Source organism: Streptomyces cyaneofuscatus (assembly GCF_042718795.1).
Classification (GTDB): Bacteria; Actinomycetota; Actinomycetes; order Streptomycetales; family Streptomycetaceae; genus Streptomyces; species Streptomyces cyaneofuscatus_A.
In genome coordinates, this window is sequence record NZ_JBHXOX010000019.1 from 1 (window position 1) to 15,867 (window position 15,867).

18 protein-coding genes and 1 tRNA gene are annotated in these 15,867 nt (G+C 70.6%); 7 read left to right on the forward strand and 12 right to left on the reverse strand.

Going from position 1 to position 15,867, the window contains the following annotated elements; translation table 11 throughout:
* The first annotated feature begins 101 nt into the window (after window positions 1-101).
* Entirely contained in the window at window positions 102-920 is an 819-nt protein-coding gene (locus ACFWRT_RS21960; RefSeq protein WP_381121341.1) for a PhlD, read from the forward strand.
* Window positions 921-923: 3 nt separating this feature from the next.
* Here ACFWRT_RS21960 and ACFWRT_RS21965 read toward each other — a convergent pair.
* From ACFWRT_RS21965 to ACFWRT_RS21975, 3 genes are all read right to left on the reverse strand, one after another.
* A tRNA-Leu gene (locus ACFWRT_RS21965) sits at window positions 924-1,007 on the reverse strand.
* Window positions 1,008-1,015: 8 nt separating this feature from the next.
* Entirely contained in the window at window positions 1,016-1,654 is a 639-nt protein-coding gene (locus ACFWRT_RS21970) for a ScbR family autoregulator-binding transcription factor (RefSeq protein WP_380949284.1), read from the reverse strand.
* Between the two features lie 82 nt (window positions 1,655-1,736).
* The gene (locus ACFWRT_RS21975) at window positions 1,737-2,195 is read right to left on the reverse strand and encodes an ATP-binding protein (RefSeq protein ID WP_380949285.1); all 459 of its coding nucleotides are present in this window, start codon (window positions 2,193-2,195) and stop codon (window positions 1,737-1,739) included.
* Between the two features lie 192 nt (window positions 2,196-2,387).
* Between ACFWRT_RS21975 and ACFWRT_RS21980 the strand changes: the two genes are divergently transcribed.
* Together ACFWRT_RS21980 and ACFWRT_RS21985 are read left to right on the forward strand one after the other, a co-directional pair.
* On the forward strand, window positions 2,388-3,191 hold the full coding sequence (locus tag ACFWRT_RS21980) for a helix-turn-helix domain-containing protein (protein WP_380949286.1): 804 nt from the start codon (window positions 2,388-2,390) through the stop codon (window positions 3,189-3,191).
* 66 nt (window positions 3,192-3,257) lie between these two features.
* Window positions 3,258-4,211, forward strand: coding sequence for a hypothetical protein (locus tag ACFWRT_RS21985; protein WP_380949287.1), 954 nt, complete (start codon window positions 3,258-3,260; stop codon window positions 4,209-4,211).
* Between the two features lie 111 nt (window positions 4,212-4,322).
* Here the strand turns inward: ACFWRT_RS21985 and ACFWRT_RS21990 are convergent, their stop codons facing one another.
* The 4 genes from ACFWRT_RS21990 to ACFWRT_RS22005 all read right to left on the reverse strand — a co-directional run bounded on the left by ACFWRT_RS21990 (window position 4,323) and on the right by ACFWRT_RS22005 (window position 8,237).
* The gene (locus ACFWRT_RS21990) at window positions 4,323-4,934 is read right to left on the reverse strand and encodes a hypothetical protein (RefSeq protein ID WP_380949288.1); all 612 of its coding nucleotides are present in this window, start codon (window positions 4,932-4,934) and stop codon (window positions 4,323-4,325) included.
* On the reverse strand, window positions 4,934-5,353 hold the full coding sequence (locus ACFWRT_RS21995; protein ID WP_380949289.1) for a hypothetical protein: 420 nt from the start codon (window positions 5,351-5,353) through the stop codon (window positions 4,934-4,936). The genes ACFWRT_RS21990 and ACFWRT_RS21995 overlap by 1 nt, the downstream gene beginning before the upstream one ends.
* A gap of 283 nt (window positions 5,354-5,636) precedes the next feature.
* Complete coding sequence (gene casA / locus ACFWRT_RS22000; protein ID WP_380949290.1) at window positions 5,637-7,466, reverse strand: type I-E CRISPR-associated protein Cse1/CasA; 1,830 nt, start codon at window positions 7,464-7,466, stop codon at window positions 5,637-5,639.
* A gap of 72 nt (window positions 7,467-7,538) precedes the next feature.
* On the reverse strand, window positions 7,539-8,237 hold the full coding sequence (locus tag ACFWRT_RS22005; RefSeq protein WP_380949291.1) for a hypothetical protein: 699 nt from the start codon (window positions 8,235-8,237) through the stop codon (window positions 7,539-7,541).
* A 221-nt stretch (window positions 8,238-8,458) separates the two neighbouring features.
* Here ACFWRT_RS22005 and ACFWRT_RS22010 point away from each other — a divergent pair, with 221 nt between their 5' ends.
* Both ACFWRT_RS22010 and ACFWRT_RS22015 read left to right on the forward strand, forming a co-directional pair.
* Entirely contained in the window at window positions 8,459-8,938 is a 480-nt protein-coding gene (locus tag ACFWRT_RS22010) for a DUF6233 domain-containing protein (protein WP_380949292.1), read from the forward strand.
* A 168-nt stretch (window positions 8,939-9,106) separates the two neighbouring features.
* Window positions 9,107-9,571, forward strand: coding sequence for a hypothetical protein (locus tag ACFWRT_RS22015; RefSeq protein WP_380949293.1), 465 nt, complete (start codon window positions 9,107-9,109; stop codon window positions 9,569-9,571).
* Window positions 9,572-9,622: 51 nt separating this feature from the next.
* On the opposite strand, the gene ACFWRT_RS22020 is transcribed toward ACFWRT_RS22015, so the two are convergent.
* The 3 genes from ACFWRT_RS22020 to ACFWRT_RS22030 are packed head-to-tail and all read right to left on the reverse strand — an operon-like array spanning window position 9,623 to window position 12,008.
* Window positions 9,623-10,414, reverse strand: a complete 792-nt coding sequence (locus ACFWRT_RS22020; protein WP_380949294.1) for a hypothetical protein — start codon at window positions 10,412-10,414, stop codon at window positions 9,623-9,625.
* A gap of 47 nt (window positions 10,415-10,461) precedes the next feature.
* A complete protein-coding gene (locus ACFWRT_RS22025; protein WP_380949295.1) occupies window positions 10,462-11,607 on the reverse strand; it encodes a hypothetical protein in 1,146 nt (381 codons plus the stop codon).
* 17 nt (window positions 11,608-11,624) lie between these two features.
* Window positions 11,625-12,008: a hypothetical protein gene (locus tag ACFWRT_RS22030; protein WP_380949296.1), complete on the reverse strand. Its 384-nt coding sequence runs from the start codon at window positions 12,006-12,008 to the stop codon at window positions 11,625-11,627.
* On the opposite strand from ACFWRT_RS22030, the gene ACFWRT_RS22035 reads away from it, so the two are divergent.
* On the forward strand, window positions 12,007-12,366 hold the full coding sequence (locus tag ACFWRT_RS22035) for an SUMF1/EgtB/PvdO family nonheme iron enzyme (RefSeq protein WP_380949297.1): 360 nt from the start codon (window positions 12,007-12,009) through the stop codon (window positions 12,364-12,366). The two genes, ACFWRT_RS22030 and ACFWRT_RS22035, sit on opposite strands and share 2 nt — an antisense overlap.
* A 191-nt stretch (window positions 12,367-12,557) precedes the next feature.
* On the opposite strand, the gene ACFWRT_RS22040 is transcribed toward ACFWRT_RS22035, so the two are convergent.
* The gene (locus tag ACFWRT_RS22040; RefSeq protein WP_380949298.1) at window positions 12,558-12,911 is read right to left on the reverse strand and encodes an SH3 domain-containing protein; all 354 of its coding nucleotides are present in this window, start codon (window positions 12,909-12,911) and stop codon (window positions 12,558-12,560) included.
* Window positions 12,912-13,210: 299 nt separating this feature from the next.
* Entirely contained in the window at window positions 13,211-13,516 is a 306-nt protein-coding gene (locus tag ACFWRT_RS22045) for a DNA-binding protein (protein WP_380949299.1), read from the reverse strand.
* A 911-nt stretch (window positions 13,517-14,427) separates the two neighbouring features.
* Here ACFWRT_RS22045 and ACFWRT_RS22050 point away from each other — a divergent pair.
* Window positions 14,428-15,762 carry an integrase gene (locus ACFWRT_RS22050; RefSeq protein ID WP_380949300.1) on the forward strand — a complete coding sequence of 445 codons (1,335 nt, stop codon included), beginning with the start codon at window positions 14,428-14,430 and terminating at the stop codon, window positions 15,760-15,762.
* Window positions 15,763-15,867: the final 105 nt, after the last annotated feature.

Below are 15,867 nucleotides of genomic sequence, written 5' to 3' on the forward strand. Positions count from 1 at the left end.
GGGTGGCGGGGCGGGGGGGGGCGCGGGCGGCGCTCACCTTCGGAGGGTGGGGGGGGGGGGGGGGGGGGGGGGCCGGGCCGGGGGCCCCCCACGACCGGGCGGTGAAGGTGGGCAGGGAGGCGCTCACCCGCTCCGGGCTCGGGCCCAAGGACATTGATCTTCTGGTCACGACGCACACCACCTCGTGGACGATCCCGGGCCTGGACGTGAACCTGGTGGAGCCCTTGGGGCTGCGGCCGGATGTGGAGCGGATCGGGCTGGCGACCGCCGCGTGCGTCGGCGGCGCCCACGGCCTGGTCCACGCCGTACGGGCTCTGCGCGGCCGCCCCGGCGGGCGGGCCCTGGTGGTGGCCGCCGAGGACCTCTCCACCCTCTACCTCGCCGGGCCCGAGGAACTGCGTATGCAGGACGTGCTCTACGCCGGGCTTTTCGGGGACGCGGCGGGCGCGGCCGTCGTCCACACCGTGGAGGCGGCGGGCGCGGGCGACCTGGTAGCAGAGGACGTCTGGGAGCTGGTCCTGCCGGACAGTTCGGGTGCGTACTGGGGCGTGATCCATGAGCACGGTGTCACCTTCGATTCGGGCAAGGAGGCCACGACCGCCCCGGGCCGGGTGCTGCCGTACCTGACGGGGTGGCTGGACGGCCGGACGGTGGACTGGGCGGCGGTGCACCCGGGCGGGCCCGGGATCATCTCCGGGACTCTCTCCGGGCTCGGCCTGGACGAGGAGAAGGCCGGGCAGCACGCCCGGGATTCCTTGGCCGGCGGGAATCTGGGCGGGGTGGCGGTGCTCGACGTGCTGGAGCGGACGCTGGGCGAGGGGGCGGTGAGCGGGCCGGGGGTGATGGTGGCCTTCGGGCCGGGGTTCACTGCGGCCGGGTTGTACGTACGGCGGGTGGCGGGTCCGGCCGGAGCCGGGTGAGCGTGCCTGGAGCCGGGTTCGAACCGGCACACCCCGAGCGGGGCAGCGAGTTTTAAGGTCGCCGTGTCTGCGTTCCACCATCCAGGCCGGGACGGTCAGGGGTGCGGCGGGTCCAGCCGCAGGCGGTCCAGGACGTCTCGGCGGGCGAGTCCGGGCATGCACATCCGCCACATCGCCGCGACCTGCGTGTGCAGCTGGTCCCGCTCGGTGAGGGCCAGGGCGAGGAGCTGCACGCCGCTGTAGCAGCCCACCAGGGTCCGGGCGTCCTCCTCGGGGTCCGCGTGGTCCTGGAGTTCTCCGGCCTCGCGGGCGGCGGTGAGGATCGCGGCGACGGCCTCCAGCGGGGCCTGGTAGCTGTCGCGGGTCAGGTACGGGCCCGGCTCGATGCTCAGGCGTACGGCGGCGCGCAGCACGGCATCGTCCAGGATCGCGGTGGTGTACCGGTAGCTGACGTCCACCAGCACCTGGCACCACAGGGCGGGGGCCAGCTCGGCGGACTCCTGCGCCACCTGCTCGAAGAAGACACGTTGCCGTTGCAGTACGGCGTCCCCGACGGCCTTCTTGCTCGCGAAGTGGTGGTAGACCGAGCCTCGCGAGACCCCGGCGACCCGCTGGATCTCGGGGATGCTGGCGCCCGTGTAGCCCTCGCGGTCGATGACGATGCCGGCCGCCTCGATGATGCGCCGCGCGGTCTGCTCGCGCCGCTCGGCTCTCTCCCCGCGCTCCTGCGTCATCGCCCTCACGTCCTCCTCGGCTGGCGCCGACGCTACCCGCGGTCCCGGAACCACGCCCACGCCCACGGCCGCCGCCTCCGTCTCAGACACAGGCACATCCCGCAGGCTGCGCGGCCTCCGGGCGGGGCCCGTTGCGGCGGGGTGCCGCGGCACGGCAGCGGAACCACGCCCACACGCGCTTGCCGCCGCAGGCGCGAGGGGACCAGCCGTGGTCATGCGCGAGGGCCTCCAGGAGCAGCAGTCCGCGCCCGTGGTCCGCTCCTGCCTCGACCGCGACGGGAGCCGGGGGAAGGGGCTGGTCGCTGGGGTCGGTCACGGCCACCGTGACGTGCCCGTCGGCCGGGTCGACGAAGACCTCGACCTCGATGTCCTCGGCGCCTGCCGCCCGGCCCTCCGTGGTGGTGAGAGCGACGGCGTTGGCCATCAGCTCGGACAGGACCAGGACGACCGAGTCGCGCAGGTCCGGGGGCAGCAGCGGAGCCGCCCACCGCCGGGCCGTGCCCACCGAGGCGGGCACGGGCGGCAGAAGCAGACACGTCATGGCGGAGTTCCTCCAAACAGGTGAGTCTCCCGGTGTCGGAGACAGACAGGTCAGTCGGTGAACTTCCTCCAGGTAAACCCCGGCGAGGCCGGAGCGGAACGGCCCGGCCTGGTCGCGACCAAGGCTGGCCGCCACCGCCACCCATGCCCGGGTATGGGTAGATTTGGGGTTCTGCTGAGGTCAGGAGCGCTGATGGTGGGCTATCGATCGCCGGACATGCCGCTCCTACTGGAGCGGTGGCGGGCCCGCCGGCGCGTACGGGACCTGCCCGCCCCGCCGCTCGGCGCCGACCCCGCCGGATCCGTCACCACCGCCCTCATGGCCGAGGTCCTCGACGTGAGCCTGCGCCACTATCAGCGCCTGGAATCGGGCGAGCGCCGCATGTCCAGCGACACCATCGCCGCGATCTCCCGCGCCCTGTCCCTGCACCCCGACGAGATGCAGGCCCTCTACCGCTGGGCCGGACGCCCTGTCCCGCCCCTGCTCTCCCCTACCGCCCCCGACGTCCCCGAGGACCTCTCCGACCACATCCGCCGACTGCCCTTTCCTGCCCTGGTGGAGGCTCCGGATTTCGGGATCCTCGCCGTTAACCGGCGCGCGGAGCGGGCCTGCCCCTGGTCCGCCCGCCCCGGCGCGAACGTGATGACGGACCTGTTGCTGCCTGGGCCCGGGCGGGACCAGTGCGCCCAGTGGGCGGAGCACTGGGCGCCGCCCCTGCTCGCGCAGCTGCGCCAGGGCGCCCTTGCCAACGGGGCGCTGCGGGCGATCGTGGACCGGGTGTGCGAGGACCCGGAGGTACGGGCTCTGTGGGAGCGGACCGCCGACCTGCGACGCCATGCCTACGGCACGACCAGGCCGATGTACCTGGAGGGGGCGCCCACCAGCCCCGCCTGGGTCCGGATTATGGGGTGGCAGCCGATGCACGAGCCGAGCTTGCGCGTGATCACCGGCGAGCCCGGACACGCTCCCGCCGAGGCGGTAGCCCCGAACAAGTGACCTCCACCAGGGTGCGGCGTTGAGTGTGTACGGCCCCGCCGAAGCCAGAAAGTGAGGGAACTGCCGGTGAACGCCATCGCCATCCGCCCCAATGCCACCGGTAAGCGGCTGCTGATCACCGCTCCGTACCATGCCCCCTTCCAGGCGGACCTCAAGGACATCGGCGGCCGGTGGAGCGAAGTGCAGGGCACGTGGCAGTGGAGCACGGACGCGCGGGACGAGGAACGTGTCCGCGCCCTCCTCCGGTCCCACTTCGGCACCGACGGCTCGCCCCAGGACATGGCCGTCCGCGTGTCCGTCCACGTCCCTCTGCACACGTACGAGCTGCCGTTCACCCAGGGAGGGAGGGCCCAGTTCGCGGGCCGCACCATCGCCTGGCGTCCCACCCGCAACGCCCCGGTCAAGCTGGGCAGCGACGTCATCCTGGTCGCCGGGAAACTCCCTGCCAGCGGCGGATCCACGAAGTACCCGCAGATCGCGGCGGGCCCGGACGTGGTCGTGGAAGTACGCGATCTGCCGCGCGTCATGCTGGGCATGCACGACAGTGGCGAGTACGTGATCGTCAGAGAAGAGACCGAGGACGCCGGGGAAGCGGACACGGACCAGCTGCGCGCCCGCCGGGAAGAACTCCTCGCGCAGGTGCGGGAACTGGACGACGTCCTTGGTGAACGCGATCCTGAGGGCGAGACCCGGCGCCGGCAGCAGGCGGACGAGGATACGGCCCGCTCCGTCACCGTGCGCCTGGAGCGCGAGCACGTCCGGGACAAGGCCGCCGCCATCCGTGAACTGGTCCTGGAGCAGCAGCGGCAGGAGCAGGAGCGGGCCGCCGCCGAGCGGGCCGAACGGTGCCAGCCCCTCTCCTGCCGCTGCGGCAAACACACCTGCCCCCCGGTCGGGGACACTCCCGCCCAGTACGCGGAGGCGAAGGGGGTCTCGGCGGCCACCGCCACACAGTGGTGCAGGAGCGGCAGGATCCCCGCCGCCCGGCACAACGGACGCTGGTACGTCGTCGACCACTGAGAACCTGGCTCTGGACGCGAGCCCGGGTAGGGCGGCTGGCGTATGGGCTTGGTGACGGAACGCCCCCGCGCAGTCCGCTGCCCGCCGGTCCGGTGGATGTCCGTGCAGCATCTACTCCTGCATGGTGGCGGGCAGGATTGCGGGGCGGCCGTCATGATGCAGGGCGGCGGTGCCGTCCGCGATGGCGTCGACCTGGCGGTAATACTCCTGCCGCAACAACCGCTCCTGCACGCTCTCCTCCAGTCCCTGCGGACCGAATCCCATCATGCTGTCGAGACCCTGCTCGGACTCGGCCTGGAGGCTGTGCTGGACCAGCAACCTCCTGGCCAAGTCCAGGCCCGCGAGATGCGGATAGCGGCGGTGCAGCTCGGCCTGACCGTGGTGCTCGTCGTAGCCGTAGGCCCGGTACTCCGCCGCGACCTGTGCGTCCGAGCGAGCGCTGTCGTCAGCGAGCGCGGTGGACAGGGTGCGGCGGCTGAGCCCGGTATGGGACTCGGCCTGCTCCATGTCCATCCTCCACAGACGCCGGTCGACCGTTTCACCGGCCGTGGCGAGGACGGCCCGGTGGTCGCGGATGGCCTGGCCCATCTCCGCGACCGCCGCCCGGCGCATCGTCTCGGCCGCCCCGGCCCGCTCCCCCGCCGCACGCAGCCGCCGCTGGGTCTGCTCGTAGGAGCCCATCACCCGGACCGTCTCCCCTACGTCGCCGCGTTCTGTGCCCATCAGCCCATCAGTCCCTTCAGTTCGTCCATCTCAGCAGGGGCGAGGGTGCCGTTGACGGCGCGTACGGCCACGTCCCGGTTGTCGATCCACCAGGCGGCCTCCGTCTGCCGCAGCGCGACGGCCGTCCATGCCTCCGCGGCCGCCCGGCCGCACTCCTCGCCCACCCGGGCCGTGATCCGCCCCTGCATCGAGGTGATCGCCTCGGCGCGGACCCTTTCCGCCCACGCCACCTGCTTCACGCTCCCGGACAGCGGCGGCCACCCACACTCACGAGCCGCCGCCGCAGCGGCCTCGGCCTCCTCCCCGCGCCTGCGCTTCCGCGTCTCCCGCCGGCACTCCGGGCACGGCTGCTCCGCCAGCCACGCGGCGGTACGGGCCCGCTCCCCCCGCACGTCCGTACCGCCGATATCCGCCGTCACTCGATGCCCACACGCATGATCAATAGGCGTCTTCATGGGAAGCAGCTTCCCATGAAGACCCACTTTCGGGAAGCAGCTTCCCGCTAAGGGGGCATCGCTCGCCCCGAACGCTTCTCTGGAAGGCTCATCTCAGGCTCGTGCCCGATGACCTGCGGATTCAGGGCTTGAAACAGCTACTGACCCGTTGGGGGTCCTGCGCCGCTCTCATCAGGTCACGCTGCGGGAGTCGGGTGCCGGTGTGGGGCTGCGGTGCCGCTCACGGCGTGCCGCAGCCCCACACCGGTCACTGGCCGCGTTCGGTACGCCGCCGCCCGCGCGTGGCGGGGCGGGTGGCGGCCTCCTCGACTTCCTGCGCGGTCCACTGCCGGTCGGGGTTGTCCGGATCGGTGAGGCGGTTGCGCAGGGTGGGATAGGAGACCGCGCACTCCGGCCGCCTACTGATCTCCGACAGGGTGTAGTGGCCGCCGAACACGTCGTACGAGGCGGCGGCGGGCCGTCCGGGCCCGCGTGAAGAAGGTGGTGTCCTGCGGGGTGCCTTCGCCCTCCGTGTCTCCGCCGGCGGGGCGGGGACCTCCTCCGGCTCCTGTCGCGCGGCGGCTCCGCTCCGGGAGGGAAGTGCGCCCGCCGTCATGAACGTCGCGCGGAGCTTGGCCCGTTGGACAGGACTGAGCGGGAGGCCCTGAACGGCACGGTCCACGGCCGCGTGCAAGGCGGTGTCCCACACCTGGCTGGCGGCTTCCCTGAGCCACCCGTCACCCGTCGCGTCCCCTCCGAGGGTCTCGTCCCAGGCCGGTTCCAGGTTGGTCAGCGTCAGCTTCTGGCGCACCATATCGGCGCGGTGCCCGCCGGTCATCTCCTTCCCTGCCCGGCGGAGGTTGCCCTGGACGACCTCGGCGTACCGGGCGCGGGCGGCCATCACCTTGCGCTGTTCGGGGTCCGCGAGCTGTCCGGCGGTGCCCAGGTCCACCGGCGCCACCGGATCGTTGTCGATCACGGCACGCTGCGTGCCCCAGTCGATCGCGGCGAACACGGCCCGCAGGCGGGTGCCGGGGCTGATGATGCCGCGCTCGGCCGCCTCGACCGTGTGCCGCAGTACGGCACTGGTCTGCGGGCGGCCGGGGTTGGGGCCGAGGATCAGAGCGGCGGCCCACGGCTTGAGCAGGCCCAGGTCCTCGTCGGTGAACCGCATGGGGGTGATCCCGCGCCCGGATGCCGGGGTGCTCCAGGCGGTCATCGGATCGTGGGCCTGGGCCAGGTCCAGCGCCCGCCCCTCGATCCGGTCGCCGTCGTGCAGCGCGAAGCTGTCCACGCCGCCGCCGTCCTCGGCGGGCGGGCACAGGCGTACGCGCCGGGTCGGCCAGGTGAGCCAGTCCAGGCGTCCGCGCGGTGCGCGGGTCCGCACCGAGGTGGGCGGCTGCTCCTCTTCCCAGACCGGGGCGTCGCCCGGGGCGCGGGGCTGCGGCGGCAGGGCCAGCAGCAGCAGCTCCTTGAGGGTGTGGGCCTCGACGTGCAGGTGGGTGACGATGCCCGCCGGGCCGGGCCGGGCTCCGTAGACCCGGTTGCTCCTGCCCAGCGGGTCGCCGGGGGCCGCTCCCTTGATGCCGGCGGTGTCGTAGGACAGCAGCCAGAGCAGGTTGCGGGCGGCCTCGGCCGCCTCCCAGGCCGGGTAGGCCTGCACACCGTCCCGGGCGGCGCGGAGCTTGCCGCTGAACCAGGCCCCGGAGGCGCCGCCGAGGGAGGCGGGATCGAGGCTGTGGGCACCGCGGTTGTAGACACTCAGAGCCCCGCACTGGAAGGCCGGGTGCGTGGGGTGGAACAGGTCCAGCCGGTGCGCCCAGCGGTCCATGTAGGCGGTGATCCGCTCGGCGTCGAGCGCTTCGGCCCGCCAGGCGGCATCCCACTCGGGGACGGTGCTCGGTCCGCACGCCGCGTCCAGGGATGCGGCCATCAGCCGGAGCAGGGCGATCGATTCGCTCTGGCTGGTGGCGTCGAAGCGCAGCCGGTGCGCGCGGACCAGGGCCTCGGTGAGGCCGACGCTGCTGAACTCGCTGGTGTCCAGGTCCCAGACAGGGATCCAGGGACTGGAGGTGAGAGGGAAGGTCGGGTGATGCATGCGGATGCTCCTGGAACAGGGCTGGAGACCGCCCGGCGGGCGGTCTCCAGCGAGAGGCGAAGAGGGGCGTGGTCAGCGGGGGTCGGCGGAGGGGAGGAAGAGGCTGTCGGCCGCGCTCCTGCGGCGCTCCTTCGCCGTGTCGACCAGCATCTCCAGCAGGAAAGCGTTCTCCTCGGTGACGTCGCTGGAGCTGAACCACTCCTCGATGCCGCCGTCGCCGTCGCTCTCGCCCAGGGTCTCCAGGACCTCGGAGCGGGAGAGGACCACCTGGTGGCGGGAGACCAGGGCGGCAGACCAGACCGCGAGGTCCAGTTCGTCGCCCGTGCCGTCCTCGGTGCGCTCCAGGTACATCACCGGCTCCTCGGTCCGCGCGTTGATCAGCCGGTTCACGTCGTCGGCACCGATGCCGGGAAGCTGGGGCAGCGGGCCGGGCACACCGTCCACGTCCGTCACGTCGAACCGCTCCAGGTTGCCGTCATGGTCCATGCCCATGTTGGCGGCCGAGTCGCGGACCATCTCCTCGTAGCGGGCGTCCGCTTCCGCCTCGGAGTCGTACTCCTCCAGCTCCCGGGAAGCCTCGTCGTGGTAGTCGACGGCCCACCGCTCGGCACCGGTGCCGGGGGCGGCGTAGTGGTGGAGCCGGATGTAGAAGGCCTTGCCGTCCTGCTCGGTCCTGCGGTCGGCGCTCGCGCCGTTGATGAGGGCCTCGACCTGCTCGGCGTACTCCTCGGCGACGTCGCTCCCGGCGTTGGTCGACACGATGTTGCGCATGTGATGCTCCCTGGTGGAGTTCCCGCCCTGGCCGGCGGGCGCTTCGGGTGCCGGGGGCGGACTTCCCCGGCACCACACACGCTACCGAAACTTTTAAAAACCACACAAGAGTCTTCAGCGTAATTTTTAAAGTTAAGGCATGGGGTCATGCGTTCGACACTCCCGGCGGGAGCGATTCGCCTGCTCGTAGGCTGGAGCCGACGCTCGCGGAAGGACTCTCCATGGCCGGTCGCACCCCGCCCCCGGTGGCGGTGACCATGCCGGACGGGCAGGTTGTCCAAGGGCGGCTGCACGAGCGGCGCCAGACCGAGGACGGCTGGCTCTACAAGGTCGGCATCGTCCTGTGGCAGGCCCCAGACCCCGACCGGCCCGTGCCCGGGGAGTACGTCGCCTGGATGCCCTCGACCTCCGTGCAGCCGCTGCCCGGTACGGACTACTCCACGGTGCCCACCACCCGCCTCCAGCAGAACATCCCGGCCCCACCCGTACGCCGGGTGGAGCCCGCGACGGCGTGGACGGTCGAGTACGAGCGGACGGCTGCCAGCTCGGCGGTCGCACGGACCACGGTGCACCGCTCCGACTGCTGGTCGATCCGGGGGCGGCGCGAAGAGATCACGGACGAAGGCCAGGCCCGCGAGGCGATGGCCGCCCCGCACGCTCGCGGCTGCATCCTCTGCGGCACGGACCGGTCACTGGTCTGAAGTTCCAAGGCCTTCCTAGGAACCCCCCGAACGCCGTGAGCGAGCCCGGGGTGATCAAAGCCCCGGTCTGGGGCACCGCCCGGCGTGTTCAGCGCGAATCCGGTACGCAACCGGACACAGTGAGCCGACCGGGCATCGGCCCTGGACGTCAAGCGATCGGAGACACCGGTGTCAGTGAACGGGGAGACAACGAGGCTGGCCGAGCGGGAGCAGCAGGTGGTGGTACAGCTCGCGGGAGGTAAGGAGGAGCAGGCCGCCGTAAGTCTGCTGAGCGACTACCGGGGCGGCCTGTGGATGCGACGTTTCGCCGTGGACCAGACGCCCCGCAACCGGCCGTGGATCATTCACCACGAACACGACCGGCCCCTCATCGACCTCAGCAGCGACCAGCCGCGCGTCGACTGGAACGCAATCTGCCACCTGGTGACCGACAAGAGCTCCTGGGTGTACCGGGCCTCCGAGAGCGAAATCGCCATCCTACGGTTCGCCGCCTCTCTCATGGGGGCCAGCGTCAGCCTCCAGAGCATCACGCGCGCGCTCGCCCTCTCCCTCCGGTTCTACGACGACGAAGACGAAGACGAGTACGGCATGGAGCTCCTCCAGCGTGCTCTGAGGGAGGCCGTGGCCTTCTGACCGGGGGCCCTCCCGCTTCCCGTCAGCCCTGCGACCAGTCCGGCACGGACGTCACGGGCGGTAGACCAGGGCCATGACGACGCGGTGGGCGGTGCGGAGGCGGTCCTGGCACCCGTGGCACACCGGGTGCTCCTCCCACCGGCGCTCCAGCGGCATCTGCCACAGCGTGCCGCACCGCCAGCACGTGCGGCCATGCCGCTCGTCCAGGCACGGTCCGCACAGCCCTTCCTCGCCCAGCAGGGCGTTGGAGGCAGTGCGGCAGCGGCGGCACACCCGCCACCGTGCCATCTCCCGCATCTCCAGCGGACTCTGGCGGCGCATCGGTACGGCGTGCCCCGGCGCGTACCGGGGAATCAGGCGCCCGCCCCGGCTTCGCTCGTACGCGGCGGGCGCCTGCCCCGGACGCAGGTGCATCCGCGCTGCCTGGAGCTGCTGCTGGGTCCATAGAATCCTCGGCGCCTGCCCCGCGCCGTAGACCAGTGCGGGGGCGGAAACGTGCGGCGCGGAAAGGAACTCCGGAAGGCCACCAGCCGCGTCTCCGGCCCGGTCCCCCAGCGCGGCCGCCTGGCGGAGCAGGTCGGCGGTGACGGCGTGTAGGGCATCCCGCCAGCCTTCCGCGTACCCGGCGCCCTCCGATTCAGGGTTCCCGTCGTCGGCCCGCTCGGCCACGGCCTCGGCACCACGCTCCAGGGCACCGGCCTCCACCAGCGCCAGCAGCGCCTCCGCCTGGCCGAGCCCGGAGGCCTGGATCGCCGCTGAGGCCCGCAGCCGGGCCGCGACGCCTCGAACGGTGTGGTCCCCGGGGGCGGGGGCGGATGCGGGGACCGGCCGGAGACGAGTCATATCCGGCTCAACGACGGACAGGCAGTTCGGTGACCTGGGGCGGGGCCCTACTCGGGGTCGGCGACAGCTCCGACGGTGAGCTGACGGACGGTGCGGGATTCCTTCGTCGGGCGCAGCGGGGCGCCTTCGGGGCCGCGGACGTACTCCACCACGGTGATCTCCTCGTGGTGGTGGTGCTGCTTGTCGGGATCGTCCCGGTGCAGGTGCGGGTTCATGCAGTGGGAGCGGTCGTACTCGGAGATCACCTGCCGGTAGTCCAGCCTCCGGCCGCTGGGCACCGACACGGCGGGGGCCGGTTCGGTGAGCTGGGGGCGGCGGCCCCGGAGGGTGACGAGGTGGACGGAGGAGTCGTCCTGGATGCCCTTGCGCCGGTCGCGGCGCAGATCGGTCGGCTTGCGCGGCTGGACGCGCTGCTGGGTGATCGGGCGCTTGGTGACCTGTTCCTGGGTGATGAAGTCCCAGCACGCGTAGACGACGTGGGCGACCTCGTCGGTGGTGCCGATGTGCATCGGGCCCGGGGTCTCGGTGGCGCCCGTGGTGGTCTCGTTGTCGGCCAGCAGTGGAGGCGTGCCAGGCACGGCGTGGGTGGGGCGGGTCCAGAAGGTCAGCCACCACGTCGGCTTCGCCCGGCCGTCGAAGGCCTCGATGTGGCGCGGGGTGCCGTCGGGCCCGAACCAGCGCCAGAACGGCTGACGCGGCCCGGCGACCGGGGTCGGCCGGATGTGCTCGGGGGCGTGCGCGAAGTCGGCCGCCCACGGCCCCCAGGACACCGCGACCACTTCCGCCGGCCGTTCCTCGCCCTCCGGAACGGTCCGTACGAGCGGCTTGCCGAAGGCGATGAACCCCCGGGTGGCGGGCACCCGGTGCGGTGCGAGCGGCCCCTTGCGGCCCCGCTCGGCCTTGCGGATCGCGGCCTCGGTCATCTCCTCGTCCACGTGGTACAGCCGGGCCCGGGCAAGCCGGTCGGTCTCCTGGGCGAGCAGCACCCGGGCCGCGTCGTCGGCGGAGTTCAGGAACGGCACGAGGGTGCCGGTGTTCTCGAACAGCGCGAGGGCGAGCCGGTTGACGGCGGGCTTTCCCTGCTGCGCGCTGATCAGCCGGGCACGCAGGTCGGGCAGGCGCCGCGGATCGATCGGCTCGGCGGCGGCCGCAGCGGGGAAGCGGCCGGGCCCGGCTTCGAGCAGCGCGTGCACCCCAGCACCGACCGCGATCAGCTTCTGCCCGTTCCCGGCGGAGACCGCACAGCGCGCGCGATCAGCTCGCGGAGCTGCACGTCGCCTTCGCCATCGATTGCGGACTGGAGCAGGCTGGCGACGGCCGGGGGCGCGGCGGGCAGGTTCCGGGAGACGCTGAAATGCCCGTAGCCGCCCGCCTGCCAGCGCTCGGCCGCCTCCCGGCACATGCTCAGCAGCACCGAGACGACAGGCGCCTGCCGGTCCAGCAGGGCGACGTGCGCGCCGAGGGCGCGGAGCTGGTCGGCCAGCTCCGCGGTCGGCCCGGACAGGGCCTCTCCCGCCAGCGCCGCGAAGCGCTCGGCGAGAGCCACATCCTGCGTGGTGGGGACGGGACTCGGGGAGTCGAAGATGCCGGACATGCCCGCCAGTATCCCAGCGCACTGGCGCGTACCGGATCCGTTCCCGGATAGCCCTATCCCGTGGGGAGACGAGCCCACGGCCGCCAAGTGCAACGTCGCCGAGGCCGGCATCGGAACGACCACGCCCGTCAGCCGCTACCAGTCCGGTGTCAGCCCGTACGGCGTCGTAGACCTGTGCGGCAACACCTGGGAATGGTGCTCGACCGAATCGGAGCCCGGGCGTTTCGAGCTCAAGGGGTCGGCCTACACCTCGCCCTTCGAGCGCGCCGCCCCGTTCCTGCACAACGCGGCCAACGCCACCATGAAGGACAACGACACCGGCTTCCGCTGCGTGACCGCACTGCCTGACAGCCGGTAGAGTCCCAGGACGCCCGGGTGCCACGTTTGGTCCCGGGCCGGGGGTGAGGACCAGATCGCGTTGCTGCAGCGCGGACGACGGCCACGATGCCTGGAGTGGCGGTGTCTTCGTCTCTCCGACATCGTGGCGCTTCGGCGCCCCCGCCTTCAAGTTGCCGCAGATGATCTCCGGTGCGGGAGGCGCGCGGACGCCTACTGGGCGAGAGGCCAGTAGATGAGGTCGTTGCGGACCCAGCCGCGCAGCCCCTTGTGGGCGCCGGAGTTGACCTTGATGTAGAGCCAGGGGACCTTGGTGACGTCCGTCTGCCGGAAGCAGTCGACGAACACCTTGCCGCCCTTGGTCAGCTGGCCGTATGACCCGTACGAGGTGCCCGGTCCCTTGCGCAGGTTGACGTTGACGACCGCGACTTTGCCGTTGAAGTTGGAGTCCTGCGTGCACTTGGAGTGCCCGCCGACTGCATTTGCCGCCGGGGCCAGGGCGACGGCGCCACCCAGCAGAATGGTGACGGTCAGGCCTGCGGACAGAGCGCGCTTGCGAATACTCAAGGGACTTCTCCCGTTGTTGTGAATTTTTTGAAAGGGCAGTCATTGCGCGCCCTCGACCGAAGGGAGGAAGCCTTCATGGACGGTGCGGGCGGCCGTGGTGAGGAGGCGGGCCAGGACCTCGGGCTCGGTGGCCGAGGGGACGGAAGCCGGCCAGGACGAGCGGTCCTCACCGGTGCGCGACAGACGTGAGCGGTAACAGAACTGCGCCGCAGGGTCAGTGAAGACCGATTAGGAGTGCTTGCACGGGGACTGGTTGTCTGCCCGGGTGCCTCGCGGCAGGCGTCGTCGTCCTCTGATGATCAGGGGGCGACGGGCGTCTTTGCGGTCGCCCGGCGAGGACTGCGTCGGCGCGGAGCCGGTCGCCCTGTACGTGGGTCGCCGGCCGAGCGGATGACGTGGATCGCGGCGCGCTGCTCGCGGTTGGTGATGATCCGGCCTCCGCGGCCGTTCCGTCCGCAGAGCTCATTCTTCTTGCGGAGAAGGCGGCGCAACCACGAGACGGAGCACTTCAAGACGTAGGCGGTCTCCTGGACCGTCATGTACTCCTGCTCGGGGTCCTCGGGGGCAATTGGCATCCCGTAGAGCTCGTAGGCTTTGGTGGCCATCGTCCTGTCCTTTCAGGCTCGTGTGCTTCGTCCGGACCCGACGCGAGGTACTCGTCAGTGGTGCCGATGGCCGCGCGGAGGGTGACGTGGGGCTGTCCCATGCATCTACGACTGCCGTCTTCGAGGTGACGAAGGCGCTACTCCGGCCTGTGGTGCCAACTGTGCACGCGTTCCGTGCAGATCACGTCCCCGTCAAACCCGTAGGTCAACGGTTGGTGCACTCCGGCTATCTAACCTTAGTCAGTATCTGTTGTATAGATCTCGATAGCCGTCTAGTGAGCTATTGTCTGACTGTGTAGTGTAGTTGAGTGGGTCTGGATAGTCCTATCTGGTTCTTTCGGGTCAGGAGTCGATCCATCTCTCGGTCGAGCCTGTTTGGGGACGCCGGTCTCTCCAGGGGCACGTGGCAACGCGTCGAGGAGGGAGTTGGTGTCCGCGAGGTGGTCAGCGCAAAGGCCGACCGAGCGCTCGGGTGGGCTGCGGCGGCCGTGCTGCGGGGGCTGGAGGGGCCGAGCCACTCCTTGTCGGCTCCGCCGCCGGCGAGTCGGCATAGACCGGGGCGGGCTCAGGGCGGAGGCCGTCCTCGATGCTGCGAGGAAAGTGATGCCAGATGCAGCGATCGGGGAGCTTGGCGCTTCGGTGAGCAGTTCACGGAGGCGTTGCGGAGGTCCGGTGATGTGTCGGGATGAGAAGGACTTGCTTCAATCCCCGGACAACCTTTTGCGCCTCACCGCGGCGTAAGTAGCAGGAGAAACGGTGTGCGCCTGCCATGAATGCCCGGCCACTCATCCACGGCAGAATGGGTGGCGGAAGGGATCAGTGGATGGAGTGTCCGCTGGCACGCGTGCACCGATCATCGAAGTGGGAGATGACAGGTGCCGTACACGGAAGTTCGCGGGAACAGTATCCGCGTGAAGTGGTGGACCGGGGAGTATAAGCTGGACGACGACGGCAAGCCGACGGCCACGAAGCTGTACGGGTCAGCGTCTAAGAATCTGGACGGTATACCGTTCGCGGATGAGGACGAAGCCTTCACCTTCGGCCTCGACCGAGAGTCCGACGTGCGAAACCGTCGGGGTCAGAGGGTGGCCGCCCCGATCAACATGGCGGAATACTGTGACCTTTGGCTCGAAGGGGTCAGTCTGCGTAGTAGAAGCATGTCGTCGTACGAGTCCCGGCTGTCGGCTGTGGTCCGCCCCTATTGGGCGCAGAGCAAGGTGGACGAGATCACGCCCATCCAGTACGACGCCTTCAGAAATTTCGTGCAAGCAAAATACTCCCACAACTATGCGGCGGCGGTTCTGGGCATATTCAAGATGCTCATGGACGATGCGGTAGTGAAGTACAGATACCGTGAGGAGTCGCCCATTGTGGAGCAGAAGCGACGAGGCTTGTACAAGAAGAAGCAGGTCCGCCGAGTGAAGCGGCAGCTGTCCACCCGAGCCGTGCATCAGGCGGCCCAAAACGCTTACTACGTTTGGGGATTCGCTGGGTGGACCTACATCTGGACCATCGCCTTCACCGGACTGCGGCCGCCTGGTGAGTTGTACGGACTGCAACGCGGCTACGCCTCGCCGTACTGGCCGGCTTCCGAGCCGGACGAGGAACTGCGCGAGGAAGCTCTCCAGCAGTACGAGTCACTGCACGCTCTTCGCGTCCAGTACCAGACCTACCGGGCGAGCGGCCAAGCGGTGCTGGCTGCGCCGAAGTACGACAGCTGGAGGACGGTCGTCATCCCGCCGTTCCTGCACGCGATGCACGGGGCACTTCTGGCATCACACGACCAGCCGTGGATGTTCCTGTCGATGCAGGGCAAGCCGCTTTTGGGAACGGACTTCGACAACACGTACTGGTTCCCGATCCGGGACGGCGCCGAGGAGCGAGTGCTCCGGCGCGGGTACGAGCGGTGGGCGCGGCCTGCGCTGCCAGCCGTCGCGGAGTTGGCCGGAGAGGACATCTATCGGCTGCGGCACTGGCACAAGGCGAAGCTGGACGAGCCGGGCGACATCCCGCGGGTGGCAATCGAGGGGCGGATGGGCCACGAGCTGCCGGGGGTGGAAGGCACCTACAGCGAGGTGACCGTTGCGATGGAGGAGCGGATAGTTGGGTATCTCCAGACGGTATGGGAAAAGGAAGTGGTGGGAGCCGGACTGTGGACGCCGAGTTTTCCCATACCTCTCCCAAACAACCCCGCGCTTCCGGCTCAGCCGCTGTTCAGCGCCCTTCCCGTCCTGAAGTACGAGTGATGATGATGATCGCTGTTGTCACGGCTGTCGCCCCCACCGTTCACCGGCCGGCACGCGACTCTCTTGTCGCACAGTCGTCAACCCCTCTCGGTCCCGGCCCGGAGG

Coding starts and splice junctions, on each gene's coding strand:
- ACFWRT_RS21990 (WP_380949288.1), bottom strand. CDS start 4,934: ATGGGCACAGAACGCGGCGACGTAGGGGAGACGGTCCGGGTGATGGGC.
- ACFWRT_RS21975 (WP_380949285.1), bottom strand. CDS start 2,195: ATGACGTGTCTGCTTCTGCCGCCCGTGCCCGCCTCGGTGGGCACGGCC.
- casA (WP_380949290.1), bottom strand. CDS start 7,466: ATGCATCACCCGACCTTCCCTCTCACCTCCAGTCCCTGGATCCCTGTC.
- ACFWRT_RS21980 (WP_380949286.1), top strand. CDS start 2,388: ATGGTGGGCTATCGATCGCCGGACATGCCGCTCCTACTGGAGCGGTGG.
- ACFWRT_RS22035 (WP_380949297.1), top strand. CDS start 12,007: ATGCCCGCCAGTATCCCAGCGCACTGGCGCGTACCGGATCCGTTCCCG.
- ACFWRT_RS21970 (WP_380949284.1), bottom strand. CDS start 1,654: ATGACGCAGGAGCGCGGGGAGAGAGCCGAGCGGCGCGAGCAGACCGCG.
- ACFWRT_RS22030 (WP_380949296.1), bottom strand. CDS start 12,008: ATGTCCGGCATCTTCGACTCCCCGAGTCCCGTCCCCACCACGCAGGAT.
- ACFWRT_RS22020 (WP_380949294.1), bottom strand. CDS start 10,414: ATGACTCGTCTCCGGCCGGTCCCCGCATCCGCCCCCGCCCCCGGGGAC.
- ACFWRT_RS22045 (WP_380949299.1), bottom strand. CDS start 13,516: ATGGCCACCAAAGCCTACGAGCTCTACGGGATGCCAATTGCCCCCGAG.
- ACFWRT_RS22005 (WP_380949291.1), bottom strand. CDS start 8,237: ATGCGCAACATCGTGTCGACCAACGCCGGGAGCGACGTCGCCGAGGAG.
- ACFWRT_RS22010 (WP_380949292.1), top strand. CDS start 8,459: ATGGCCGGTCGCACCCCGCCCCCGGTGGCGGTGACCATGCCGGACGGG.